This is a genomic window from Parabacteroides sp. AF19-14 (assembly GCF_003635485.1).
Classification (GTDB): Bacteria; Bacteroidota; Bacteroidia; order Bacteroidales; family Tannerellaceae; genus Parabacteroides; species Parabacteroides distasonis.
Genome location: NZ_QTMJ01000003.1, coordinates 179,288 through 204,521, shown reverse-complemented (window position 1 = coordinate 204,521; position 25,234 = coordinate 179,288). Strand labels below are relative to the sequence as shown.

Annotated in this window: 22 protein-coding genes and 2 tRNA genes; 16 read left to right on the top strand and 8 right to left on the bottom strand. The window is 45.1% G+C overall.

The annotated features are described in order from the left end of the window. Positions 1-143: 143 nt before the first annotated feature. Both DWX33_RS04195 and DWX33_RS04190 read left to right on the top strand, forming a co-directional pair. Entirely contained in the window at positions 144-2,060 is a 1,917-nt protein-coding gene (locus tag DWX33_RS04195) for a HAMP domain-containing sensor histidine kinase (protein ID WP_122379903.1), read from the top strand. Between the two features lie 93 nt (positions 2,061-2,153). Then, a complete protein-coding gene (locus tag DWX33_RS04190) occupies positions 2,154-4,460 on the top strand; it encodes a HAMP domain-containing sensor histidine kinase (protein ID WP_122379902.1) in 2,307 nt (768 codons plus the stop codon). Between the two features lie 2 nt (positions 4,461-4,462). Here the strand turns inward: DWX33_RS04190 and DWX33_RS04185 are convergent, their stop codons facing one another. The 4 genes from DWX33_RS04185 to DWX33_RS04170 all read right to left on the bottom strand — a co-directional run bounded on the left by DWX33_RS04185 (position 4,463) and on the right by DWX33_RS04170 (position 7,518). Then, entirely contained in the window at positions 4,463-5,713 is a 1,251-nt protein-coding gene (locus DWX33_RS04185) for an MFS transporter (RefSeq protein WP_122379901.1), read from the bottom strand. Between the two features lie 20 nt (positions 5,714-5,733). Further along, complete coding sequence (locus tag DWX33_RS04180) at positions 5,734-6,519, bottom strand: amidohydrolase (protein ID WP_008773477.1); 786 nt, start codon at positions 6,517-6,519, stop codon at positions 5,734-5,736. 157 nt (positions 6,520-6,676) lie between these two features. Continuing rightward, positions 6,677-7,225 carry a 1-acyl-sn-glycerol-3-phosphate acyltransferase gene (locus tag DWX33_RS04175; RefSeq protein WP_008773478.1) on the bottom strand — a complete coding sequence of 183 codons (549 nt, stop codon included), beginning with the start codon at positions 7,223-7,225 and terminating at the stop codon, positions 6,677-6,679. 2 nt (positions 7,226-7,227) lie between these two features. Further along, entirely contained in the window at positions 7,228-7,518 is a 291-nt protein-coding gene (locus DWX33_RS04170; protein ID WP_005854588.1) for a hypothetical protein, read from the bottom strand. Between the two features lie 128 nt (positions 7,519-7,646). On the opposite strand from DWX33_RS04170, the gene DWX33_RS04165 reads away from it, so the two are divergent. Then, positions 7,647-9,305 carry a glycosyltransferase gene (locus DWX33_RS04165; RefSeq protein ID WP_122379900.1) on the top strand — a complete coding sequence of 553 codons (1,659 nt, stop codon included), beginning with the start codon at positions 7,647-7,649 and terminating at the stop codon, positions 9,303-9,305. A 72-nt stretch (positions 9,306-9,377) separates the two neighbouring features. Continuing rightward, positions 9,378-11,948 carry an alpha-glucan family phosphorylase gene (gene glgP, locus DWX33_RS04160; protein ID WP_122379899.1) on the top strand — a complete coding sequence of 857 codons (2,571 nt, stop codon included), beginning with the start codon at positions 9,378-9,380 and terminating at the stop codon, positions 11,946-11,948. Positions 11,949-12,172: 224 nt separating this feature from the next. Here the strand turns inward: glgP and DWX33_RS04155 are convergent, their stop codons facing one another. Further along, a complete protein-coding gene (locus DWX33_RS04155) occupies positions 12,173-13,555 on the bottom strand; it encodes an OmpP1/FadL family transporter (protein WP_005864631.1) in 1,383 nt (460 codons plus the stop codon). 347 nt (positions 13,556-13,902) lie between these two features. Between DWX33_RS04155 and DWX33_RS04150 the strand changes: the two genes are divergently transcribed. The 6 genes from DWX33_RS04150 (at position 13,903) to DWX33_RS04125 (ending at position 19,035) form a co-directional block, all read left to right on the top strand. Then, positions 13,903-15,072, top strand: coding sequence for an esterase (locus tag DWX33_RS04150; protein ID WP_122379898.1), 1,170 nt, complete (start codon positions 13,903-13,905; stop codon positions 15,070-15,072). Between the two features lie 13 nt (positions 15,073-15,085). After that, on the top strand, positions 15,086-15,964 hold the full coding sequence (locus DWX33_RS04145; RefSeq protein ID WP_122379897.1) for an AraC family transcriptional regulator: 879 nt from the start codon (positions 15,086-15,088) through the stop codon (positions 15,962-15,964). Positions 15,965-16,047: 83 nt separating this feature from the next. Then, entirely contained in the window at positions 16,048-16,512 is a 465-nt protein-coding gene (locus DWX33_RS04140; protein WP_122379896.1) for a nuclear transport factor 2 family protein, read from the top strand. Positions 16,513-16,555: 43 nt separating this feature from the next. Next, a complete protein-coding gene (locus tag DWX33_RS04135) occupies positions 16,556-17,545 on the top strand; it encodes a fimbrillin family protein (protein ID WP_122379895.1) in 990 nt (329 codons plus the stop codon). Between the two features lie 87 nt (positions 17,546-17,632). Continuing rightward, positions 17,633-18,466: a DNA-formamidopyrimidine glycosylase family protein gene (locus DWX33_RS04130; protein ID WP_122379894.1), complete on the top strand. Its 834-nt coding sequence runs from the start codon at positions 17,633-17,635 to the stop codon at positions 18,464-18,466. Positions 18,467-18,621: 155 nt separating this feature from the next. Beyond that, entirely contained in the window at positions 18,622-19,035 is a 414-nt protein-coding gene (locus DWX33_RS04125; protein WP_122379893.1) for a helix-turn-helix domain-containing protein, read from the top strand. Between the two features lie 964 nt (positions 19,036-19,999). On the opposite strand, the gene DWX33_RS04110 is transcribed toward DWX33_RS04125, so the two are convergent. The 3 genes from DWX33_RS04110 to DWX33_RS22340 form a co-directional block, all read right to left on the bottom strand. After that, positions 20,000-20,076 (bottom strand) — tRNA-Asp (locus DWX33_RS04110). A gap of 33 nt (positions 20,077-20,109) precedes the next feature. After that, positions 20,110-20,183 (bottom strand) — tRNA-Asp (locus DWX33_RS04105). Next, positions 20,161-20,328 (bottom strand): hypothetical protein, encoded by a 168-nt coding sequence (locus DWX33_RS22340; protein WP_158595281.1) that lies wholly within the window; start codon positions 20,326-20,328, stop codon positions 20,161-20,163. Before DWX33_RS22340 ends, DWX33_RS04105 begins: the two co-directional genes overlap by 23 nt. A 124-nt stretch (positions 20,329-20,452) precedes the next feature. Here DWX33_RS22340 and hisH point away from each other — a divergent pair, with 124 nt between their 5' ends. The 6 genes from hisH to DWX33_RS04070 all read left to right on the top strand — a co-directional run bounded on the left by hisH (position 20,453) and on the right by DWX33_RS04070 (position 25,214). Beyond that, positions 20,453-21,043, top strand: coding sequence for an imidazole glycerol phosphate synthase subunit HisH (hisH, locus tag DWX33_RS04095; protein ID WP_122379891.1), 591 nt, complete (start codon positions 20,453-20,455; stop codon positions 21,041-21,043). Then, a complete protein-coding gene (gene hisA, locus DWX33_RS04090; protein WP_122379890.1) occupies positions 21,040-21,759 on the top strand; it encodes a 1-(5-phosphoribosyl)-5-[(5-phosphoribosylamino)methylideneamino]imidazole-4-carboxamide isomerase in 720 nt (239 codons plus the stop codon). Before hisH ends, hisA begins: the two co-directional genes overlap by 4 nt. 17 nt (positions 21,760-21,776) lie before the next feature. Then, positions 21,777-22,532 carry an imidazole glycerol phosphate synthase subunit HisF gene (gene hisF / locus DWX33_RS04085; RefSeq protein WP_122379889.1) on the top strand — a complete coding sequence of 252 codons (756 nt, stop codon included), beginning with the start codon at positions 21,777-21,779 and terminating at the stop codon, positions 22,530-22,532. Between the two features lie 16 nt (positions 22,533-22,548). Further along, a complete protein-coding gene (gene hisIE, locus DWX33_RS04080) occupies positions 22,549-23,145 on the top strand; it encodes a bifunctional phosphoribosyl-AMP cyclohydrolase/phosphoribosyl-ATP diphosphatase HisIE (RefSeq protein ID WP_005854554.1) in 597 nt (198 codons plus the stop codon). An 8-nt stretch (positions 23,146-23,153) separates the two neighbouring features. Continuing rightward, complete coding sequence (locus DWX33_RS04075; protein WP_122379888.1) at positions 23,154-23,831, top strand: cell division ATP-binding protein FtsE; 678 nt, start codon at positions 23,154-23,156, stop codon at positions 23,829-23,831. A gap of 66 nt (positions 23,832-23,897) precedes the next feature. Further along, positions 23,898-25,214 carry an aspartate kinase gene (locus DWX33_RS04070; RefSeq protein WP_005854548.1) on the top strand — a complete coding sequence of 439 codons (1,317 nt, stop codon included), beginning with the start codon at positions 23,898-23,900 and terminating at the stop codon, positions 25,212-25,214. The last annotated feature ends 20 nt before the right edge of the window (positions 25,215-25,234 follow it).

Sequence of the window (25,234 nt, the reverse complement as noted above, 5' to 3'; positions counted from 1 at the left end):
GGGATCTGATAGCCGTTTTTTATTTTAGCCCTATATATTCAATAAAAAAGCCATTGATATCCAATAATTATTAATAAGTTTGCACTCGCATAAAAACACTCATTTTAAATTACGATTAAGGGCAACGTACTAATTTTCGACTTATGCTAGCGAGATCTATACAGAAATATTACATATTTGTTCTACTTTTTCTGCTAGCCATTCTACAGTCCTCTTGTCAACAGTCGGGAAATAAATATCGTATATTAGTAGTGCATTCCTATGAAAGCGATTATGTAGCTTATAAAGACTGCGATCGGTTGATCCGGGAATCCCTCGAGAAAAAGGGGATTAGTCCGTCGATCCAAACATTCTATTTGAACTGCGAGCAATATGCGGTACCCGCCGAAGAAAAACGGATGTACCTGTATCTAGATTCGATCTCTACTTGGAAACCCGATCTGATTTTGGTCTACGAGGATCAAGCAACTTACACGTTAATGCAATGCCATCATCCGCTAATCTCTACAGTCCCCATTGTATTTGGCGGCGTAAATTTCCCCAATAAGGCACTATTAGCGCAATATTCGAATGTTTCCGGATTCTGGGACGAGCCCGACTACGTCACGAACATCCGCTTGATAGAACATCTGTTGGGCAAGTCTACGATTTATATGTTGCACGATAGTACGTATATAGATAGGCACATTAAGGCTACGTTACATGAGCAATGTGCTCAAGCAGACATTCGGGTCGATAATAATCGCATCATGTATATACCGGTAGAGATCGCTACTTTGGACAGGGTCAATCAAAGCTTAAAACGACCAGATAGTACGACCGTCAACGTCGTGCCCGTGCAAGGAGACAAGCTATCAGCTGTTTCTTGGTACATGAGTAAACACGTCCCTTACATCTACTATCTACAGGCCAAACGGGATTACCGGGTATTGAACACCAGCCGTTTTTCCAGTAAACCCTCTTTTACGGCGATCAACGAGGATCTAGGATATACGAATAAACTTGTAGGTGGCTATATCACCTCCTTGGAAACCCAAATAGAAGAATCTACCGATAGAGCCGCGGAAATATTAAAAGGCTCCCCTAGCGAATCATTCCCACAGATAACAAAGAGCAAGAAGAATTATGTATTTGATTTCAATGAAGTCAAATATTGGAATATTGATAAAAGGCTTCTTCCGAAGGATGCTATACTTTTGAACTTTCCTTTTAAGGACCAATATCCAAGATTATTCTGGAGCTTGATAATCGTAGTCAGCACGATGTGCTGCTTTGTCTTCGGTAGCTTCATCATCATGTATACCCAAGAATCCAAGGCAAAACGACAAGCGCAAAAAGCCCTATTACATGAAAAGGAATCATTAGCGGAAGCCTTGGAGAAAGCCAATGAGTCCGACCGGATGAAATCCGTATTCTTGGCTAACATGAGTCATGAGATACGTACCCCTCTAAATGCGATCATCGGCTTTTCAAGCCTAATCGCCGAACTGGATCTGACAGCGGAAGAGAAGGAGCAATACGCTAATATCATCACGACCAATAACGAGTTATTACTAAAGTTAGTCAATGACATATTGGATTTGGCAAGGATTGAATCCGGAGGTATCGTCTTTCATAAAGAATCCTGCAATTTAACGGATTTAGTGAAAACCCTTTATAAACAACATCTTTCCGATGTCCCCGAAGGTATCGAATTCAAGGAGAAATGCCCCGATACGCCGATCTGCTTATATTCGGATAAGGAGCGACTTTACCAAGCGCTCGAGAACATACTGAAAAATGCTATAAAATTTACTTCCGCAGGCTTTATAGAGATCGGTTACGAGTATTCCACCAATGCACAAGACGTCCGACTTTATGTGCAGGATACAGGCATCGGGATCTCTCCCGAGGACCAAGAAGCGATATTCGAGCGTTTCAAGAAGCTGGATGATTTCGTGCAAGGGACAGGTCTTGGACTATCGATCTGCCAAGCTATCGTAAAACAATTAAACGGGCGTATCTTGCTCCAGTCCGAAAAGAATAAGGGGTGCCGCATCTCCTTGGTTTTCGAATTATAAACCAACCTCAGAAGCCAAGAAAAATAGACATTTGTCTCTTTGATATCCAATTACTTTTTATACATTTGTACCTATTATATTGAAGCTATACACATGGCGAACACTTCTTATCGTTATCTTTTTTTATTGTTGCTTCCATTGTTTTTATTGGTCGCAAATTCTTGCGAACGCTCAACCACGGAAAAACGCATCTTGATAGTACAATCTTATGAGCCGGACTTTCAAGCCTATAAAGATGTAGAAGAGACTTTTAAAAATGGATTCCAAAAGGAAGGCATTCATGCCAGTATCTTCACGTTCTATCTTAATTGCGAAGCTTATCAATCGCCAGAAGAGAAACAAAGAATATATACGGAACTCAATACGTTATCTTTATGGAAGCCTGATATCATAATCGTAAACGATGATCAAGCGACCTATTCCTTATTGGCTTGCGAACATCCTTTATTAGATAGCGTACCTATCGTTTTTACCGGAGTCAACTACCCTAACATACCCTTAATTCAAAAGTATCCTAACGTATCCGGATTTTGGGATAAGCCGGACTATCGGAAAAACGTCGAACTTATTGAGCGAATCATGGGAAAATGCGTGATTGTACGTGTCTCTGATAGTACAGCTCTTGACAAAAAGATCCTGAAAGATATGGATGAGCAAATAAAAGGGCTATGCTCCAAGGCTAGACCCGATTACCTTAAATATCCCCAGTATTCATCCCCATCCGATAAAAAGAGATCCTCTTCTTTAGTGCGGTTCCCAAAAGTACCGTTCGATTCCCTCTATATACAAACCATTCAACCCCGTACCAGTTCCAACTTGATCTGGGGGTTAGGTACAAGTACTTACAACAAGGCCTACCTTGCTACCAAAAGAGATTATACCTCGATAGCCTTAGGTAGGTTCTGCTCATTTCCCAGCTTCTCGGCGATCAACGAATCCGTAGGATATGACGGAGACTTCATAGGGGGATATATGACCCCGGTAGAGAGTCAAACCCAAGAAGCCTTACGACGAGCTGCCAGCATACTCAAAGGCACACCGGCCAATAGCTTCCCACAAATAACGGAAAGCGCCAAAAACTATCTGTTCGATTACCCGACTTTAAATAAATGGGGGATCGATTGGAAAGAACTGCCTCAAAACAGCATCTTCTTGAACATGCCCTTTGTGGTTCGTTATCAAACATATATTATTCTATGCGGGATTCTTCTAACCCTATTTATCCTATGGACGCTTTTCTATCAAAGAGTACAATACCGTTGCGAAGCCTCTCACAAGAAACAGGCTCAAGAAAGTTTACGGAAAGAGAAAGAATTCCTCTCGTTGGCTTTAGAGAGCGGTGATATTTTCGCATTCCGATACAGCAACGGCGTATTCGAGTTCGACCATGATTTCTATAAGTCGTTGGATATGCCGATAAAGCCGATCACCTCCACGCAATTCCAAGAGTCTATCCACCCGGAAGACCGGGAAGATTTCATCCAACATAAACACCTGCTTGATACAGGATTCCCTTCCCGTAAGATCACCCGCCGCCGATATAATTTCAACGGCAAAGGGCATATATGGTGGGAATTCAGATATGCGCAAACGAAGAATGGACAAGACTCCACCCGCAATAATGTCGGAGTAAACGGGCTCTGCTTAAATATCCAACAAAGTAAGGAAGTAGAGGAAGATCTTATCAAAGCCCGTATAAGGGCCGAGGAAGCGGACCAAATGAAATCAGCGTTCCTCGCCAATATGAGCCATGAGATACGTACCCCGCTTAACGCCATCGTTGGATTTTCGGAACTGCTAACAAGCGATATGGAAATAAGCCCGAACGAGAGGGATGAGTTCATGCAAGTTATCAGTAAGAACAGCGACCTCTTATTGAAATTGATCAATGACATTCTCGATCTATCCCGCATCGAGTCCGGTAAGATGTCGTTTACCCTCACGAATTGTGACTTAAACGAATTACTATCCCATATCTACCGCACCCATCAATTGTTGATGCCCCAAGGCGTAGTGCTTAAAATACAACTGCCGGTCCTCCCGGCCATTATCCAAGCGGACCTACATCGATTAACCCAAGTGATTACCAACCTCATAAACAACGCCGCAAAATTCACGACGCAAGGATACATCTTGATTAAATACGATTATACGCAAGATAAACGTTGGATCCAGATCTCCGTTACCGATACGGGCAAAGGCATTCCCGCAGATAAGCAAGCCCAAGTATTCGAACGGTTCAACAAACTGGACGAGTTTGCGCAAGGGACAGGCCTCGGACTGGCGATCTGCCAAATTATCATCGAACACTTCGGAGGATATATCACCCTAGAATCCAAAGAAGGGGAAGGTAGCACATTCATCGTGACCCTCCCCTACACTCCCGGATTATCGGTATAAGATTATTTTTTCTTGAAACGCAAGAACGGCAATACAATAAATAAAGGTATGCAACAGATCATTACCCAGATAAAGAAATGTTGGTAACCGATCTGCTCCTGTATCCATCCCGATGCCATTCCCGGTAGCATCATACCTAACGCCATGAAACCGGTACTGATCGCATAATGCGAAGTCTTATATTCCCCTTCGGCGAAAAGCATCAGATACATCGTATAAGCCGTAAAGCCAAACCCGTAGCCGAATTGCTCGACAGCGACACAAGCGTTTACGACAACAATACTCTCCGGCATCGTATAGGCCATATACAAATAGACCAGATTCGGCAAGGAGATAGCCAATGCCATAGGCCATAACCAAGTCTTCAAGCCACTCCGGGATATAGCCAGGCCTCCTAAAACCCCTCCGAGCAATAAGGAGATCACTCCCACCGTACCATAAGCGAACCCGACCTCACCGGTACTGAGCGCCAGCCCGCCAACTTCCCGCCCATCCAGCAGGAAAGGAGAAGCCAACTTTACCAATTGGGATTCCCCCAAACGATACGTCAGCATAAAAAGCAAAGCCGGGACAATCCCTTTCTTGCTGAAAAAACTCACGAAAGTATTGCCAAACTCCACGAAGATGGTATGAGGGGTGATATTCGTACGTTGCGCATCACTCGCCGGACGGGGTAAGATATACTTATGCCACAAGGCCAAGGCGATAAAGGTACCGGCCAATACGAAAAACACCAGGCTCCAAGCAAAGGAAATCCGCCCGGTACTCTCCTCCAAAAGTCCCGCCAGCATAACCAGCAGACCTTGTCCGGTTAGCATCGCCACCCTGTAGAACGTATTTCGGATACCGATGAAGAACGCCTGTTGCTCCTCCGTCAAGCCCAGCATATAGAACCCATCCGCGGCGATATCGTGCGTAGCGGAACTAAACGCCATCAACCAAAAGAAAGCCAAGGTAAACCGCAGAAAGAAATCCCCGGGAAGGACGAACGCCACACCTGCCATTCCCCCACCAATCAATAGCTGCATGCTATAAATCCACCAACGCTTCGTTTTTATCAAGTCTACGAACGGGCTCCAGATGGGCTTGATCACCCAAGGAAAATAAAGCCAACTGGTAAACAAGGCGATATCCGTATTCGAGACGCCCAAACGTTTATACATGATCACAGAAAGCGTCATGACTACCACATAGGGCAAGCCTTCGGCAAAATAAAGAGACGGGATCCAAGCCCAAGGATTACGTTTTTCCATAATAAGAAGGAATTAAACGATCAGAAGTCAATACTAAATCCATCCGCATCCTTCCACGCCGGGAACTTAGCCCGGAACTCATCCAGCTCGCTCTTCTTCAAGGTACATGTCCGGGTGATTTCCTCTCGTTTTCCGGCATCCGCCAATTTCTTTCCTTTTGCGTTATAAATCATGGAATCCCCTCTGAAAAGAAAACCTTTCCCATCTACCCCCACACGGTTCACGCCACAGACATAAGCCATGTTCTCGATGGCACGTGCATGCAGCAATGCCTTCCACGCCTTCTTCCGGGCCTCGGGCCAATTGGCTACATAAATCAAAAGATCATATTCGTTATTCACGTTGCGGCTCCAAACCGGGAAACGTAGGTCATAACAAACCTGCAAACAAATATTCCAGCCTTTATAAGGCACGATCAGACGTTTGTCGCCCGCCGAGAAATGCTTGTCCTCCCCTGCCATACGGAACAAATGACGTTTATCGTAATAATACTCCTCTCCTTCCGGAGTGATGAAAAAAGCCCGGTTGTAGAACTTTCCGTTATCTTTCGCGATAAAACTTCCAGCCACGGCCAGTTTATATTTCTTAGCCCATTCCTTTATAGTCGGTACAGTCCGTCCATCCATCGTATCGGCTTGTTTCTCTACGTCCATGGAAAATCCCGTAGTAAACGTCTCCGGCAATACCGCTAAATCGGTTCTTCCACTAACACGGCGCAACAGTTCGCCATAATAACCCAAGTTCTCTTCACGGTCTTCCCAAATGATATGGGATTGTATCATACTGATACGTAAGTCTTCAGTCATAGAATAAAGATATTAAGGTAATAAAAAGACATATTGTGACAAGGAAACAGTTTCATGGTGAAGAAACAGTAGTTTCTTCATAGCAAAACTTTTGTTTCTCCTAGGGAAAACTTTTGTTTTCCTATAGCAAAACTCTTATTTCTTCACCATGAAACTCCTATACCTGTACGAAATTCTCAGGATGGCAGGCGGTAACTCCCCGATACATCTCTCGTATCGTATGGATATCTTTATCCACATCACCTGTCGGATAAAAAACACCTTTCGTGCCAACCTCTTTCTTTCCATAATCAAAATAAGCCACCACGATCGGCACGTTCGCTTTCAAAGCGATAAAATAGAATCCTTTTTTCCAGTCCTTGGCCCGCTTCCGGGTACCTTCCGGTGTGACGGCCAATTGAAACCGCTCACTGGTCTTGAAACGTTCCACCATCTGATCGGTCACCGACGTACGTTTACCACGATCCACCGGAACACCACCCAGCCAGTTAAACAGCAAATTAAAAGGAAAAAAAAACCACTCTTTCTTAATCAGGAAACCGGCGTTACACCCGATCGAGGTATAAAAAAGTTTCCCTACGATAAAATCCCAGTTACTGGTATGCGGAGCCACACATACGATACATTTCGGCAAATCCACGCCATCCACCGGGCCCAGCTTCCACCCCGCCATACGGAGTATCGCCTTACTAATTGCCTTCTTCATGCCTATTTGTCCTTGCTCAACTCTCCTATCTCGTCGGCGATAGCGTTAACCTCGTTTTGCAAGTCCTCTCTTAATTTGCGATAATAATTCCGTACGAGAGCCTTGTTATCCTTGCCGTCGGGGTGTCCGGCACGAACGATATAACTATCTTGCATATCTAGGATACGAGCCATCAAAGCATCCGCTTTCTCTTGATTTACTCCGGGTATATACAATTTGCAAACCAGCGCTTCCGTGAACAATTCACCAGCCACGTAGCTGATCTCTTTCTTTAAAATTCTTCTTTTAGCCATAATTATTTCATATTTAATTATCCACAAATATAGAACATATGTTATTAAATACCGAGGAAAGGCCAAGAAAAAACATAAAATGAATTATCTTTGCAGCGGTGAAATCATTGATTATAAACAAATCAAATATGAACGAAATGATAAAGACGCCAGAATTTCTCTTTGAAAGCAGCTGGGAAGTCTGTAATAAAGTGGGAGGTATTTATACCGTACTATCGACTAAAGCTCATACGCTTCAACAAATTTTTAACGACAAAGTAATATTCATCGGTCCGGATGTGTGGGCAAACACAACCGCTCCCGATTTTACGGAAGACGCATCTTTGTTTGAGGATTGGAGAAAGCACGCCGAGGCAGTGGATCACTTGAAAGTTAAGGTTGGTCGCTGGAACGTACCGGGTACCCCCCCTGTTATACTGGTAGATTTCAAGTCCTACTTCAGTGAACGAGACGCCTTTTTCTATTCTATGTGGGAAAATTTCCGAGTTGACTCCATCCACGCCTACGGCGATTACGATGAGTCTTGTATCTTTGCGTATGCGGTCGGTAAGGTAATAGAGAGTTTCTATCACTTCTACAAACTGGAAAACAAGAAAGTCGCCGCCTTATTCAACGAATGGATGCTGGCGATGGGAGCGCTTTATATTCAAAAGCAGATACCCGCCATCGCCACGCTTTTCACGACGCATGCCACATCGATCGGACGCTCTATCGCCGGCAACGACAAAGCGCTATACGCTTATATGGACGGCTATAACGGCGACCAGATGGCCGAGGAGCTAAACATGGAGGCCAAGCATTCCGTGGAGAAACAGGCCGCCCATTACGTGGATTGTTTCACGACCGTAAGCGATATCACGGCCCGCGAATGCAAACAGTTATTGGACAAGGAACCGGATATCGTTACCCCGAACGGCTTTGAGCCCAACTTCGTGCCCGAGGGCAAAGAATACGCCAAGAAACGGAAGGAAGCACGTCGTACATTAATTAATGTGGCGGAAAAGCTATTAGGCTGTACCATCGACCCGGACGCCCTGTTGGTTTCCACCAGCGGCCGTTACGAATACAGGAACAAAGGTATCGATGTCTTCATCGAGGCGATGAATCGTGTACGTACGTCCGGACGCCTGCAACGTGAGGTCGTAGCCTTTATCATGGTACCGGCTTGGGTACGCGCGGCCCGCGCGGATTTAAAAGAGGCGATCGAGCAGGACATAAAGACCACCGCTCCGCTTCAACTCCCCTTCATTACGCACTGGTTGCATAATATGCCGGAAGATAAGGTCTTGAATTATATCAACCACGCCGGCTTCACGAACGCGGCATCGGAGAAACTAAAGATCATATTCGTACCTTGTTATCTGGACGGCAGAGGCGGCATCTTCAATAAGGCTTATTACGACCTGCTAATCGGCATGGACGCCACCGTATATCCTTCTTACTACGAGCCGTGGGGATATACCCCGCTGGAGAGTATCGCTTTCGGTATCCCTACCATCACGACCAATCTGGCCGGTTTCGGTATGTGGGCGAAGAGGACAGTCTCCGGAAACAACCTTTGCGAGGGCGTAGAGGTTATAAACCGTACGGATTTCAATTATTTTGAAGTAGCGGACGCTATCATGAACTCCATCCTGGCGCTCAGCCAAAAGGATGCTACAGACATCGAGGATATCAGACAACGCTGTCTTGATCTCGCTCGAAAAGCGGAATGGAGCAAGTTTATCAATTATTATCTGACCGCGTTCGACATCGCCATGAAGCATGCCGAGGAAAGAAATAGTTAAATATTGCTCATAATTAATAAGATAATGCTATCTTTGCACTCGTTTTAGACAAACACTTTAAACTTCACGATAATGAAAATTAAGGCGAATAACGCAAACAGTCCTATTTGGAAGGACGTCTACTCACATTCCAAGCTTCCACAACAGCTGGAACCACTAGATGAAATCGCAACGAATCTATGGTGGGTATGGAATCATGAAGGCGCTAAACTATTTGGCAAGATCGACAAACAACTTTGGAAATCCACGGAAGGTAACCCAGTACAGTTATTGCAAAGCCTTTCACACAAACGTATGGAAGAGATCTTAGCAGACAAGGAGTTAATGGCTGAGATCAAAAAGGTATACGCGGATTTCAAAGCTTATATCAATGTAAAACCGGACAAGACACAACCTTCTGTAGCCTACTTCAGTATGGAGTATGGTTTGACCAATGTATTAAAGATTTACTCAGGTGGTCTGGGAGTATTGGCCGGCGATTACCTGAAAGAGGCCAGCGATAGCAATATCGATTTATGCGCCGTAGGTTTCTTGTATCGTTACGGATATTTCACACAGAGCTTATCCATGGACGGTCAGCAGATCGCGAACTACGAGCCGCAAAATTTCAACGCCCTGCCATTGACTCAGGTATTACAGTCGAACGGCGAACCGATGGTATTGGAAGTTCCTTACCCGGGCAGAACCGTTTACGCTCATATCTGGAAAGTTAGCGTAGGTCGTGTACCTTTGTATTTAATGGATACGGATATTCCTCAGAACAGCGAATGGGATCGTTCCATCACGCACCAATTATATGGTGGCGACTGGGAGAACCGTATGAAACAAGAGTATTTGTTGGGTATCGGCGGTATCATGATGTTGAACAAATTAGGCATCAAGAAACAAATCTATCACTGCAACGAGGGACACGCCGCTTTGATCAACGCCCAGCGTTTAGTGGATTATATCCAGAGCGATGGTCTTTCATTCAACCAAGCGTTGGAGGTGGTTCGTGCTTCCGCCCTTTATACGGTACACACTCCGGTTCCGGCAGGTCACGATTATTTCGACGAAGGTTTGTTCGGACGTTACATGGGTGAGTTCCCCGGCAAGTTAGGTATTAGCTGGCAAGACTTCATCGACATGGGACGTGAGAACCCGGGCTCTAACGAGAAATTCTCCATGAGCGTATTCGCCTTGAATACCTGCCAAGAGGCTAACGGCGTAAGCTGGTTGCACGGTAAGGTTTCCCAGCGTATGTTCGCCCCGGTTTGGAAAGGTTATTTCCCGGATGAGTTGCACGTTAGCTACGTAACCAACGGTGTGCACATGCCGACTTGGGCCGCTACGGAAATGAAGAAATTCTACGCCGATAAATTAGGCAAGAACTTGTTCAACGACCAATCTAACCGCAAGCAATGGGAAGGCATCCAGAATGTACCCGACGAGGAAATCTGGAATCTCCGCATGACCTTGAAGAACAAGTTGATCGATTATATCCGTGCTCAATATAAAGATAGCTGGTTGAAGAACCAAGGCGATCCTTCCAAGGTGGTTTCTATCCTTGAGAAGATCAACCCGAACGCCTTGCTGATCGGTTTCGGACGTCGTTTCGCTACTTACAAGCGTGCGCACCTGTTGTTCACCGACTTAGACCGTTTGGCTAAGATCGTTAACAATGAGAAGTTCCCGATCCAGTTCGTATTCACCGGTAAGGCTCACCCGGCAGATGGCGGTGGTCAAGGTTTGATCAAGCACATTGTCGAGATCTCTCGCCGTCCGGAGTTCTTAGGAAAGATCATCTTCTTGGAGAACTACGATATGCGTTTGGCTCGCCGTTTGATCTCTGGTGTAGACGTATGGTTGAACACTCCGACCCGTCCGTTAGAGGCTTCCGGTACTTCCGGTGAGAAAGCCGAGATGAACGGTGTATTGAACTTCTCCGTTCTTGACGGTTGGTGGTACGAGGGTTACGTAGAAGGCGCAGGTTGGGCATTGACCGACAAACGTACCTACGAGAACCAGCAATACCAAGACCAGTTGGATGCGGCTACGATCTACCATATCTTGGAGACTGAGATCATCCCGACTTACTACGCTAAGAACAGCAAAGGTTACTCTCCGGACTGGATCCAGTATATCAAGAACTCTATCGCCAAGATCGCCCCGGATTATACGATGAAACGTATGCTGGACGATTACGAGGATCGTTTCTACCATAAATTGGCAACTCGTTCCGCTCATATCTCCGCCAACAACTTCGAGATCGCTAAGCAAGTAGCCGCTTGGAAAGAAGAAGTAGCTCAACATTGGGATAGCTTCCAAGTAGAGTCTTTCACTTGCGATCAAGATCTGACGGTGACTGGCCCGGTTGTAGGAAAAGAATACAACTTCAACTTGGTAATCGACCGTCATGAGTTGCAAGGTATGTTAGGCGCTGAGATGGTTGTTACGAAGGAAGATCCGGAGAAACATAACTTAGAGTTGATCAACACCGCTCAATTCGAGTTGATGAAAGAAGAAGGCTCTAAATTATTCTTCAAGTTAACGACCACTCCTTCCGAGGCTGGTAACCATAAGGTAGGCTTCCGTGTATACCCTGTAAACAAGGAATTACCTCACCGCATGGACTTCGCTTATGTACGTTGGATTCAGTTATAATCGGCAACAAGCCAAATAAATAATCAAGAAAGAGGGTGCATAACGCACCCTCTTTTTTTATGCCATTACCTAAGCTATGCTTTACAGCGACTAAAACCCAATGGGCTACAAGTTGTAAAGCATAGGGTCTCATAAGTCTGTTTGAATGCCAGCCTATGAATCAAAAAAAGGAAGCCGCACGACAGGCAGCTTCCTTTTTCAGGATGATACGAATATTTTCAAGCTTAGAAAGCGTAGTCCAAACTTAATCCGAACACCTTGTTGGTGCGGCTATACACATTCTGCCCAGGAAGTCCCGTGCCGCAATAGTTATCCATCTTCTTGGTATAATCGTGGTAAGTTGTCCACATATATCCCACGTTCAAAGCCATTTTTTCGCTCAACATCACTTTAGCACCAAAGCCCAGCGAATAAGAATCGCAAGAGAAACTAACATCACTTTGGAAATTATCAGACAAACCATAATCTGTAATTTGAGCGCCACCGCTAATGGTCAATCTCTTGACAACATCCCACTCTATACCAAACAGATACTCATTCGTACCTCTTTCCAGTTCCTTCTGCTTTCCACCAGCCATTCCCGCCTTCTTGTCATCGAAGAAGTGATACTCAACAGAAGCCTTCAACATGGGCAAAAACCGATAAGAAGCTGCCACCGAAAGCATGGAAGGAATATCGTTCGGCGTATTTACACCATGCTTATAAGGGCCAACCAAATCTTCCGCACTGTCGGGATAATCCAACTTCTTGGTATTGTTTTCGATGTTCAAGTTCGTCTTAAACTCATATTTAGCTCCGAAATTGAATTTACCATATTTGACATCGACACCCAAAACCGGTGTCAACCCCCAACCTGTCTGGTCGCAATCCAAAGCCAGGTTCATTAAATCCGCTCCACCAAAATTCTGTTTTAATTTTGCATCCAGATACCCGTCATAGTTTCCTGAGAAATAGTTCATCCGGCCACCGGCAAAGGCAGAAAGCCAATCCGTGATCTTGTATGACAGGCCAAGTTGTAGGGAATAAATATACTGTTTTCCGTCCATCGCACTGTTAATAGTATACATATCCGGCGTGACGATAGGACTTTGACCGCCAGTCTTGATATATTTCGCTACACTTTCCTTGAAGATACCGGCCATAGCAGCCGATTCGAACATTGGCAGGCCATCGTCAAACGAAGCCTTACCACCTCCACCCGTAATGGCAAAGAAACCGGAGATCGTCCAATCACCTTTTTTGTAAGCCGCAAAAACACTCGGAATCACGGGAGCGGCTGCCTTTCCTTTGTAATACTTTTTATAGGGAACATCGCTCACTGTCGGCACCTTATTCACTGGGTCGAAACCATTATATGTACTGAAAGAGGCATCGATATCCCGGGTCTGGAAAGCACTTTGGATACTCACACCAACGCGGAAACCGTCTGTCGGCAAAAAAGAAAGACCCGCCGGGTTTGACAAAGCGCCGTCTATATCAATTGCAGCACCTCGCGAAAGTGACCTTAAAAAGGCTGCATGCTGATTCGTATTCGTCAAATATCCTCCAGCGAAAGAAACCAAAGGCATCATCATCAATGCCGCACCTAATACTACTTTTTTCTTCATGTTTTACTTTTCTTGATTACAAAACGGTCGCAAAGATAAATACTTTTTTCAAACACTGCACACTTTTAATAAAAATGTGCCGCACAAAACAACAAATACTGTGCAAACACATAAGACTAATTAACAATAGAAGAGCCGCAAAGGTAGTAACGTGAAATCATGTATTAGTTATAATCAGCAAGAATCATCCTAACCAGAAAAGAATATATACAGCAAGTACTAAAGAAGATATACTTACTTTACCCAAAAAGATATACTACAAGTGCCAAGTAAGTATAACTTCTATTTTTCCGAAATAAATCGTATATTTGTCTCTATAACTTAATTCTTTAAACCGTATAGATAAGATGAAAAGACTAGCATTACTCGCGGCTCTCTTACTGCCGCTATCCATGGCTTTCGCCCAACAGAACGTAGGATTCAAGACCGATAAGGTAGAACCTCTCGTGATCAACCCAGACAATAGCGTCACTTTCTATGTAGAAGCCCCAAAAGCGAAGTCCGTCTCCGTAAAAGGAGACTGGGAAGCCAGCGAGGGCAATGGCCAGATGACGAAAGGGAAAAACGGTACATGGAGCTATACGACTCCCCCACTGCCATCCGAAATGTACACCTATCGTTTAAATATAGATGGTATTTATAACATCGCCCCAAACAACCCATTCTCTTGCCGTGACGTAGGCACCTTGTTCAGCCTGTTCTATATCAACGGGGGAAATGGCGATTATTATCAAGTACGTGACGTACCTCATGGCAATGTTACAACCACTTGGTATCACTCGGACATCCTCGGGAGCGAACGAAGACTTAGCGTTTATACGCCTCCTTTTTACGATAAGAACATCCAGTCTTATCCCGTTCTGTACCTGTTACATGGCAGTGGCGGTGACGAGAACGCTTGGCTGGAGCTTGGCCGTACCACCCGTATCATGGATAACTTGATTGCCGAAGGCAAGATACAGCCAATGCTTGTCGTTATGCCAAACGGTAATCCCAGCAAGCAGGCCGCTCCCGGCGAAACGCCCGATAACCTGAATTACAAGCCAGCCATGAGCAACAGCTTCCCCGGTTATAAGGATGGCTCGTATGAGAAGAGTTTCACCGAGATCATTCATTTCATCGATAACCGTTACCGTACGATCCCGGATAAGCGACACCGGGCCATAGCCGGACTTTCGATGGGTGGTTTCCATACATTATATATATCATTGAATTATCCGGACTATTTTAACTATATAGGACTTTTCTCCGCCGGACTCAGCGCCAATGGTGTAGACCCGAATAGCCCGATGTACACGAATCTCGACGAGAAATTAGGAAACCTCAAGAGATCCGGTTATCAATTGTTCTGGATCGGTATCGGAAAGGACGATTTCCTGTATGACGCAAACCAGCAATTCCGCCAGCGAATGGATAGCCTAGGTATGAAATACCAGTACGTAGAATCCACCCGAGGGCATATCTGGGCCAATTGGCGGGCTTATCTCCTCCAATTCGCTCCTATGCTTTTCAAATAAAAGACATGAGCAGATGAATCTTAATATACCGCAATACGACTTCTATAAACACAAATACGGCGATGAGCTACTTATCGACGTCGTTCCCTTGAACACGATCAAGAAGTATCTCAAGGAACAACCCGTACATATATTGACGTATTACGATATAACATTGATCACTAGCGGGGAGGGAGAATTCCTTATCGATCATCAAGCGAACCGGGTAAAGCCTCAAGATATCATCTTTACCCGGCCCGGCGAAATACGTAAATGGGACGATAAAACGATACAAGACGGATTCGCTCTTATCTTTGAGGAAGAGTTCCTGCTCTCTTTTTTCAATGATCCGGCATTTCTCCGGAACCTCTCTTATTTCCATACGGAAAGACGGTCTTCCAAGCTCAGTCTCGACAAGAAAGCCTATGGCCGCATCTCCGAGTTGATCTCGGAGATCGATAAAGAGATCAAGGACTATCAGTCGAAAGACAAACACTTACTCCGGGCCTTGTTGTACGAGACATTAATGTTGCTCAACAGGCTATACGCTAGCTCGAACGCTTTACCTCCAGACACAAACGCCCGATCTAAAAGCATCTATGTAGACCGATTTATCGAGTTAGTAAACCATTCCTTCAAGCGAGATCATTCCATCCGGAGCTATGCCGATCAGCTTTGCATCACCCCGAACTACCTGAATGAGATCGTGAAAAACGCTACGGGCATCAACGCTAAACAATACATCCTAAACAAAATACTAATCGAGAGCAAACGGCTATTGACTTATACAGACTTGCCTATATCCGCCATAACGGAAGCTCTAGGTTACGAGGATCCATCCTATTTCATCCGTCTATTTCGTTCCCAAACAAACATGACCCCGCTAAACTATCGCAGGAATACAAAACCGTAAAAAGTACTATTTCCTCCTTTATACGTATTATACGAACTCCATTCGGTATGTCTAATTTTGCCTCTATCAATAAATAAAGCATCATGAGACAATACAAATCATGGATAGCGGCTCTCATATTAGGAAGCACGTTATCCGTTAACGCACAACAAAAGAATATGGAGAACAAAACATTAAACGAGAACATCCCGGAGATGATCATCTCCCTTGAAAAAGAGGCTCTAGCTTCGACCGACCCGATGGCATTCGTAGAGCTTTCAGACACCGACGTGATTTACTTCGATCCTTCCCTAGAGACGAAAATAGAGGGATTGGAACAACTGCGCACTTATTATAAAGGTATGCAACTTCCTCCGGCAGATCATTTCGACATGATACGCCCGATCGTACAAGTCACGCAAAACATAGCGGTACTCACGTTCAACCTTGATAGCTACTTATCCGACAAGGTAATAAAATGGAACTGCACCGAGGTTTACAGACGCAACCCCGACAACCAGTGGAAGATCATACAAACCCACTGGTCTTACGTGAAACCGATAGATTAAGGTTAAAACATTTGCCGCTTTCTGAACCAAAACGGTTCGCAAAATGTATTATATAGACTATTCACTAAACACAAATTATATGATACGGAATTTACTGAAAGCGGCAAATGCGCTTACATTTAGCACGATGTTCCTGTTACTCCTCGCCGGATGCAACAAGAACACGATTATTTTTGAGGATGGAACAACCCCAAACGGCTCTTCGGGAAACGAGGACCCGGGAAACAGTACGTTGGTGACCTTCAACGCCTCCGTGGAGGGCCGGAACCTATTACGTTCCATGTCTCCCATGAATAAAGGAATACAAAGCAGGGTTTATGTCTTTAACAGCAGCGCAGGAACCAAGGGAAGCCCCGAGGCGTCAGGTCTTTACATAACCTCATCTCCCGGGGTGTTAACAGGAAGTGACGGATATAAAATGTTTCTCTCCAATGGCACTTATAATTTCTACGCCGTATCCGACAATTTCTCCACGATCCCCCCTACATTCACGAGTGGCGTATCCGAACCCCTCTTCAACGGTATCGATTATCTTTGGTGGAGCGCCATACAACAGGATGTTAATAGCTCCCAAATCAATATACCGATTGTTTATGGGCATGTGGCTACCCAAGTCGTAGTAGAATTAACCGGCGGTGAAGGCATCACGATCAACCAACTGGTCTCCGCCATGATCACACCTCCCGAAACCGGGGCGACCATGGATCTGGGCACAGGTGTCATCACTCCTGCTACCGCCTTCGGAAAAGCGGATAAGATGGGCATAAACGGATTAACCGCCCAATATATCATGTTGCCGATAAGACATACGGCTCCCATGACTCTCACGCTGGAAATATCCGCCGACAATGAAAACAGTACCCGCACCTATACCACCCAGATCCCTCTTCCGGATGGCGAGTTGAAAGCGGGAAACTCTTATTTATTTAAAGCGGCAATCAACGGTAATTCGGTCACTTTGGCCAGTGTCAACGTAAAAGACTGGACAGATGTGGACGAGACAGGAAAGCCCCTTTATCCGACCCAGAATTAAAGTCCGGTTCCTATTTTCCGTATCAATGAATATTGGTATGGAAAATATGCCTATATTTACCCCGTCACCTCTAAAAACAATACGAATATGATTGAGATTCCCGAATCCGCCACCATTGGCAAACAGGCTAGCGAAACGCTAAAGGGTAAACGAATAGCGCATGTTATCGAGTCGAACAGTCCTCACCGTTTCACGTTCTATAATGGCGATCCGGCGGAATACTCCAATAGGCTGGTAGGACGAACGGTCCTAGGCGCCCAAGGCTATGGCGCATTCGTGGACATCCTTATGGACACGGATACCCACCTCTTAATCGGAGACGGAACCAATATGCGTTATTATACCTCCGCGGAAAAGGCCCCGAAGAAATATCAGCTTATGATCGTATTCGAGGATGACTCGTTCCTAGCTTTCACGGTTTCGATGTATGGTTCCATTTACGCTTTCAAAGGCGAGTTTGACAATCCCTATTACCAAGGTAGCATCCATAAACTATGTCCGTTGGACGAGAGATTCGATAAAGCCTATTTTATCAGTCTCATCCGGAATCTCAAGAAAGATATATCCGCGAAGGCGTTACTCGCCACCGAGCAACGTATTCCGGGCCTGGGCAACGGAGTCTGCCAAGATATCTTGTTCAATGCCCGGATCTCCCCGAAACGAAAAATATCGACTTTATCAGAAGAGGATACAGACCGCCTCTTCAACACCGTCAAATCCACGCTGAAAGAGATGACCCGCCAAGGAGGCCGGGATACGGAGAAGGATCTATACGGCGCCTTAGGTAATTACCGCACGATCCTATCGAAGAACACCTACCATGACCCTTGCCCCATCTGCGGCGAACGGATACAGAAAGAGGCTTACCTCGGAGGCAGCATTTACTATTGCCCGCATTGCCAGCCTAGTGCGGTAAATTAATAATAGATCCGCATAAGCAGGGATCGGAATACGTCCTATCGCAATGATACATAATATATTTATCTCCACCAGATAAAATATTACTCTATCAAACAAGCATCACCCAAATTAAATTCATACTTTTGTCTGATTGAATATTATATACTAATTAAGCAATGCAAACGACAGCGAAGAAATGTAACCATGGGGCTAATATACGCCGGTGGAGAGAATGGCGTAATGTAAATCAAGACGTTCTTGCGGAAGAAATAGGAGTATCGCAGGCGACCCTCTCTGGCTATGAGAAAAAAGAGACGCTGGAACAACAAATCTTGGATAAGATCGCCGCTGCTTTGAACATTCCGGTAGAAGCCATTACGGAAATGGAAGAAGGTAGCGCCATTAACATCATATCGAGCACTTTTAATGATAGCGCTATCGCTTCCATGATGTATTGCCAGCCCACTTTCAACCCTATCGATAAGGTTATCGAATTATACAATGAGAAGAACGCCCTATATGAGCGGATGCTAAAAGAGAAAGACAGCGTAATCGAATTGCTGCAGGAAATAGTAAAGGACAGGACTTAAGATTTGTATTCAGTAAACAGCTACAACGACAGGGGGGACTCAAAAGATAAGTAATACGCTCAAATTGACAATATGACAATATGTAATCTGAAGCCCCGGAGAATCGTTTTTTCCGGGAAAGGTACATGCTGTTACCAAATACGAGAAAAAATATCAGCAATCAATTGTATTATAACACTTTGCTTAAATACACCCTTTCATTCTAGCGAGATTAATTCATCCTATCTCATATTTATGCAGGAGAAAGGTGCTTTTCATACGGATGCATCGCCCATTTCTATAGGTCGCGTACCCAATTCCTACCGTATGTATCGCCAAACACATACGGTAGCGTGGCCTAACACAGGCTTTCGCGTTACCTAATCCCATTACTTTCGTCTCCCAACAGGGGTATTCATGTAAAAAAACAGGGCAAAATGGGCTATTTAACCATAAAACTCTCCCCATTTTTTCTGTTCGCAAAAAGGCTCTGCCATCATAATCCCATATTTTCAATCAAAACGTCAAGATTATCGCATTTTTACTTACAACATCATTCTCCACAAATATCACATAAGCCCAATAATATAACCTAGCCAATACCAAACGAAGGAAGCATTATCCTGCCGTTAAAATAGGCAGGCTGGCCATATCGGAAGAATATGCGGGCCAAAGGATAGGAAGGATATTATCCGTCTGATCAAGTTTATGTTCACCCATGGGAACCGTACCGGTTGCCGTTTTATTACAGTAGACGCCTACCACGACGCGGTCGGATTCTATCAAAAAAGTGGATTTGATTTTATTTCCGAAAAAGATCAGAATGATGCAACCCGTTCGATGTACTACGATTTGAAGCGCTTTTTAGACGAATAGATTTAATTTATATATTGCGAAACAAAGAAGAATGGCTTTATGCCTCATCGTATAAAACAAAAAAGTCCCGAAACCATATAAGCTTCGAGACTTTATTCTATTTGTAAAATGGCGGTCCGGACGGGACTCGAACCCGCGACCCCATGCGTGACAGGCATGTATTCTAACCAGCTGAACTACCGAACCATTTTGTAATCAATAAGAATTTCTAAAAAGAGGCGGTCCGGACGGGACTCGAACCCGCGACCCCATGCGTGACAGGCATGTATTCTAACCAGCTGAACTACCGAACCTCTTTTCTTTTATTGCTATCTCTCTCGATTGCGGTGCAAAGGTAAGTATTATTTTTAAACCTGCAATAGCTGGCGTAAAAAAAATAAACTTTTCGCTAAAATATTCTTCCCATAGGGCCACATCAGCGATCGTCCCTTTCTCCATTTCCCCTTTCCGATCACACCAGTTTATCACAAATACATTTCATTTGGGAACTTTTCATTCGCTATTCATAATTATGTAATGATAATTTGTTACTTTTGCGACTCAATATAAAAGCTTAACAACAATGGACGTTGCCATTATTAAATATAATGCCGGAAATATCTACTCGGTAGATTACGCTTTGAAGCGGTTGGGCGTTACCCCGATCATCACGGCTGATCCGGAATTATTAAATAAAGCGGATAAGGTTATCTTTCCCGGAGTAGGTGAAGCTTTCACGACCATGGAGTATTTAAGGGAGCATAAATTGGATCAGGTGATCTTGAACCTAAAGCAACCGGTACTCGGGATATGCCTCGGTATGCAATTGATGTGCATGCATTCGGAAGAGGGAAACGCAGATTGCTTGGGAATCTTCCCTACGGAAGTGAAACGTTTCATTCCGCGAAAGCATGAAGACAAGGTTCCTCACATGGGTTGGAATACTTTGACAAACGTTAAAAGCGGCCTATTCAATGAGCGATTGGAGAACAAATTTGTTTACTTCGTACATAGTTATTATGTACCTGTAAATGAATACACGGCTGCTACGACCGATTACATCCTTCCGTTCAGCGCCGCTTTACACAAAGACAACTTCTACGCAACGCAGTTCCATCCGGAAAAAAGTGGATCGGTAGGAGAGGTTATATTGAAAAACTTTTTAAAGATATGATTGAGCTTATTCCCGCTATAGATATAATAGATGGCAAATGCGTCCGGTTGACGCAAGGAGATTACGCTACCAAGAAGGTTTACAACGAAGATCCTCTGGAAGTGGCCAAGATGTTCGAGGGTAACGGCATCCGGCGTTTGCATGTGGTAGACTTGGACGGAGCCCGTGAGGGACGCATCATCAACTACCGCATCCTTGAGCGGATAGCGACCCGGACTTCCTTGATCATTGATTTCGGAGGGGGCTTGAAACAAGAGGATGATCTGGAGATCGCCTTCGAAAGCGGCGCCCAGATGGTAACCGGGGGCAGTATCGCCGTGAAGAACCCGGAAATGTTCACCTCTTGGATCGGCAAGTTCGGTAGCGAGAAAATCATATTAGGGGCCGATGCCAAGGAAAAGAAGATCGCTATCAGTGGTTGGGAGGAAACGACCAGCCAAGAATTGGTTCCTTTTATCAAAGGGTATTACGATAAAGGGATTACCAAGGTGATCTGCACAGATATCGCGCGGGACGGCATGCTTCAAGGCCCGGCTATCGAGCTATATAAAGAGATACAGGACGAGATCCCCTTCCTTTATATCATAGCGAGCGGTGGCGTAAGCTCGATCGAGGATATAGAGAAACTGTCTGAGGCTGGGATTCCCGCCGTCATTTTCGGCAAGGCCATTTATGAGGGGAAGATCCAGTTGAAAGATTTACTTCGTTTTACTTGAAATAATTAAATAGATATATGCTAGCCAAGAGAATTGTTCCCTGTCTGGATATAAAGGATGGAAAGACCGTAAAAGGCATCAACTTCGTGAACTTTCGCGACGCTGGAGATCCCGTGGAATTGGGTGCCCAGTACAGCCGTGAGGGGGCCGACGAATTAGTGTACTTGGATATTACCGCTTCACACGAGGGGCGAAAGACTTTCACCGAATTGGTAAAGCAGGTGGCGGCTCATATCAGCATCCCTTTTACCGTAGGTGGAGGAATCAATGAATTGAAGGACGTGGATCGTTTGCTTAGCGCTGGCGCCGATAAGGTCTCGATCAACTCGGCGGCTTTACGTAACCCGGCATTAATCGAGGAGATCGCCAAGAACTTCGGCAGTCAGGTATGCGTAGTCGCTATCGACGCTAATTTCGAGAACAACGACTGGCTATGCTATCTGAACGGAGGGCGTGTCCCGACGGATAAGTATTTGTTTCAATGGGCCTCGGAAGCGGAAAGTCGTGGCGCCGGCGAGATCCTTTTTACCAGTATGACTCATGATGGCGTAAAAGACGGATACGCGAATGACGCTCTGGCTACCTTAGCCGATACGCTGCATATCCCGGTAATCGCCTCCGGTGGAGCGGGAAAGATGGAACATTTCCGGGATACGTTCGCCAACGGGAAAGCGGACGCGGCTTTAGCGGCCAGCGTTTTCCATTTCGGCGAGATACGGATAGGCGACTTGAAGCAATACCTCAAGGACGAGGGGATCAATGTAAGGATATAACACATTATATATAAAGATGAAATTAGATTTCGAGAAAATGGGCGGATTAATTCCCGCTATCGTACAAGACAACAACACTAGTAAGGTATTAATGTTGGGCTTCATGAATCAAGAAGCTTATGATGAGACAGTAAGTACGGGTAAGGTTACATTCTTTAGCCGCACGAAAAACCGTTTGTGGATGAAGGGAGAGAGTAGCGGAAATACGTTGCAAGTGGTTAGCATCACGGCGGATTGCGACAACGATACATTATTGATCAAGGCGATTCCAGCCGGACCGGTTTGTCATACGGGAGCGGATACTTGTTTCGGCGAGAAGAACGTAGAGGATATCATGTTCTTGAAATACTTGCAGAACTTCATCGAGCGTCGCCGTCAAGAAATGCCGGAAGGTTCCTATACGACTACCTTATTCCAGAAAGGCGTGAATCGCATGGCCCAGAAAGTCGGCGAAGAAGCGGTAGAGACCGTTATCGAGGCGACCAACGGAACCGAAGACGGCTTCATCTATGAGGCATCCGACTTGGTTTACCACTTAATCGTATTATTGACAAGCAAGGGACTTCGTCTGGAAGACCTCGCCCGTGAATTAAAGAAAAGACATAAAGGTTGATAAATTCTATGGAAGAAGATATTCTACTCAAATTAGAGAACGTGGAGATATGCCGTGAGGAAAACAGGGTATTATACGACGCGTGCCTCACGCTTCGTAACGGAGAGTTCGTATATGTGATCGGGAAGGTAGGCTCCGGTAAAAGCAGCCTGCTCAAGTCCTTGTATTGCGAGATACCGATCTTGCGAGGCGAGGCACGTATCATGGATTACAACCTCACCAAGATGAAGCGGAAGGATATCCCTTATTTGCGTAGGAAACTAGGTATCGTCTTCCAAGATTTCCAATTGTTGACCGACCGTTCCGTCTCCAAGAATCTGGAATTCGTGCTGAAAGCCACCGGATGGAAAAAGAAAAGCGAGATCAAGGAACGGATAGACAACGTGCTCCGTCAGGTAGGCATGCAAGACAAAGGCTATAAAATGCCGCATGAGCTATCCGGCGGGGAACAACAACGTATCGTTATTGCCCGTGCCCTTCTGAACAACCCCAAGTTGATACTGGCGGATGAGCCGACCGGCAACTTGGACCCGGAGACGAGCGGACAAATCGTACAACTCTTACACGACATCTGCCAGCAGGGAACGGCGGTGATTATGACCACTCATAACTATACGATCGTGCATAATTATCCTGCCCGCATAGTAAAATGCGAGAATGCCTGTCTAAGTGATGTCAGAGAATAATTTTTTTGTAACTTTGCGGTCGCATTCGATTGAAAAAGAAAACAATTTAATATAGAACAAAAGAAGATGAAAGTTTTAAAGTTTGGCGGTACTTCTGTGGGATCTGCACAGAGAATGAAAGATGTAGCGAAACTGATCACGGGAGACCGTAAGATCGTTGTATTGTCAGCCATGTCGGGTACAACCAACTCGTTAGTCGAGATTTCCGACTACCTGTACAAAAAGAACCCAGACGGAGCGAATGAGATCATCAACAAGCTTGCCATGAAATATATGGGCCATGTTGAGGAACTATACAGCACCGAGGAATATAAACAGAAGGCCAAAGAACTGATAAAATCTCATTTCGAATATATCCGTACGTTCACGAAGGATCTGTTTACCTTGTTCGAGGAAAAGGTTGTCTTGGCACAAGGAGAGTTGATCTCTACGGGTATGATGAATCTTTATTTGAACGAATGCGGCGTGAAATCCGTATTGATCCCGGCTTTGGATTATATGCGTACGGATAAGAACGCGGAACCGGACCCTGTCTATATCAAAGAGAAATTGGTGAAATTACTCGCTGATAATAAGGACGCCGACCTATACATCACGCAAGGTTATATCTGTCGCAACGCTTACGGCGAGATCGATAACTTGCAACGGGGTGGTAGCGACTATAGCGCATCCTTAATCGGCGCGGCTATCGGTGCGGAAGAGATCCAGATCTGGACAGACATCGACGGTATGCACAATAACGACCCTCGTATCGTACAGGGAACGTCTCCAGTCCGTCAATTGCATTTCGAGGAAGCTGCCGAATTAGCTTATTTCGGAGCCAAGATACTTCACCCGACTTGTATATTGCCGGCTAAATTGAACAACATCCCGGTTCGTTTGTTAAATACGATGCAGCCGGACGCTCCGGGTACATTGATCTCTAACGCAATCGAGAAAGGTAAGATCAAGGCGGTTGCCGCCAAAGACAATATTACCTCTATCAAGATCAAGAGCGGACGTATGTTGCTAGCTACAGGTTTCTTGCGTAAGGTATTCGAGACTTTCGAGAACTACCAGACTCCGATCGATATGGTTACGACTTCCGAAGTGGGTGTCTCCGTTACGATCGATAACCGCAAGCATCTGGAAGAGATCGTTGACGATTTGAAGAAGTACGGAACCGTGACCGTAGACGAGGATATGGTTATCGTTTGTGTGGTTGGCGACCTAGAATGGGATAACATCGGCTTCGAGGCTCGTATCGTACAGGCCATGAAGGATGTCCCGGTTCGCATGATCTCCTACGGAGGAAGCAACTACAACGTCTCCTTGCTGATTAAGGCCTCGGACAAGCAGAGAGCGCTGCAAGCTCTAAGCGATCATTTATTTAACAACAAATAAAAACAAACGAGGGCGGCCTT

What these genes read in the sequence shown, in the direction of transcription:
- DWX33_RS04170 (WP_005854588.1), bottom strand. Translation starts at nt 7,518, where the DNA reads ATGGCTAAAAGAAGAATTTTAAAGAAAGAGATCAGCTACGTGGCTGGT.
- DWX33_RS22340 (WP_158595281.1), bottom strand. Translation starts at nt 20,328, where the DNA reads ATGGAGAAAGGGACGATCGCTGATGTGGCCCTATGGGAAGAATATTTT.
- DWX33_RS04135 (WP_122379895.1), top strand. Translation starts at nt 16,556, where the DNA reads ATGTATTATATAGACTATTCACTAAACACAAATTATATGATACGGAAT.
- glgP (WP_122379899.1), top strand. Translation starts at nt 9,378, where the DNA reads ATGAAAATTAAGGCGAATAACGCAAACAGTCCTATTTGGAAGGACGTC.
- DWX33_RS04175 (WP_008773478.1), bottom strand. Translation starts at nt 7,225, where the DNA reads ATGAAGAAGGCAATTAGTAAGGCGATACTCCGTATGGCGGGGTGGAAG.
- DWX33_RS04180 (WP_008773477.1), bottom strand. Translation starts at nt 6,519, where the DNA reads ATGACTGAAGACTTACGTATCAGTATGATACAATCCCATATCATTTGG.
- DWX33_RS04165 (WP_122379900.1), top strand. Translation starts at nt 7,647, where the DNA reads ATGAACGAAATGATAAAGACGCCAGAATTTCTCTTTGAAAGCAGCTGG.
- hisF (WP_122379889.1), top strand. Translation starts at nt 21,777, where the DNA reads ATGCTAGCCAAGAGAATTGTTCCCTGTCTGGATATAAAGGATGGAAAG.
- hisA (WP_122379890.1), top strand. Translation starts at nt 21,040, where the DNA reads ATGATTGAGCTTATTCCCGCTATAGATATAATAGATGGCAAATGCGTC.
- DWX33_RS04070 (WP_005854548.1), top strand. Translation starts at nt 23,898, where the DNA reads ATGAAAGTTTTAAAGTTTGGCGGTACTTCTGTGGGATCTGCACAGAGA.
- DWX33_RS04145 (WP_122379897.1), top strand. Translation starts at nt 15,086, where the DNA reads ATGAATCTTAATATACCGCAATACGACTTCTATAAACACAAATACGGC.
- DWX33_RS04155 (WP_005864631.1), bottom strand. Translation starts at nt 13,555, where the DNA reads ATGAAGAAAAAAGTAGTATTAGGTGCGGCATTGATGATGATGCCTTTG.
- DWX33_RS04190 (WP_122379902.1), top strand. Translation starts at nt 2,154, where the DNA reads ATGGCGAACACTTCTTATCGTTATCTTTTTTTATTGTTGCTTCCATTG.
- DWX33_RS04150 (WP_122379898.1), top strand. Translation starts at nt 13,903, where the DNA reads ATGAAAAGACTAGCATTACTCGCGGCTCTCTTACTGCCGCTATCCATG.
- hisH (WP_122379891.1), top strand. Translation starts at nt 20,453, where the DNA reads ATGGACGTTGCCATTATTAAATATAATGCCGGAAATATCTACTCGGTA.
- hisIE (WP_005854554.1), top strand. Translation starts at nt 22,549, where the DNA reads ATGAAATTAGATTTCGAGAAAATGGGCGGATTAATTCCCGCTATCGTA.
- DWX33_RS04125 (WP_122379893.1), top strand. Translation starts at nt 18,622, where the DNA reads ATGCAAACGACAGCGAAGAAATGTAACCATGGGGCTAATATACGCCGG.
- DWX33_RS04130 (WP_122379894.1), top strand. Translation starts at nt 17,633, where the DNA reads ATGATTGAGATTCCCGAATCCGCCACCATTGGCAAACAGGCTAGCGAA.
- DWX33_RS04185 (WP_122379901.1), bottom strand. Translation starts at nt 5,713, where the DNA reads ATGGAAAAACGTAATCCTTGGGCTTGGATCCCGTCTCTTTATTTTGCC.
- DWX33_RS04140 (WP_122379896.1), top strand. Translation starts at nt 16,048, where the DNA reads ATGAGACAATACAAATCATGGATAGCGGCTCTCATATTAGGAAGCACG.
- DWX33_RS04195 (WP_122379903.1), top strand. Translation starts at nt 144, where the DNA reads ATGCTAGCGAGATCTATACAGAAATATTACATATTTGTTCTACTTTTT.
- DWX33_RS04075 (WP_122379888.1), top strand. Translation starts at nt 23,154, where the DNA reads ATGGAAGAAGATATTCTACTCAAATTAGAGAACGTGGAGATATGCCGT.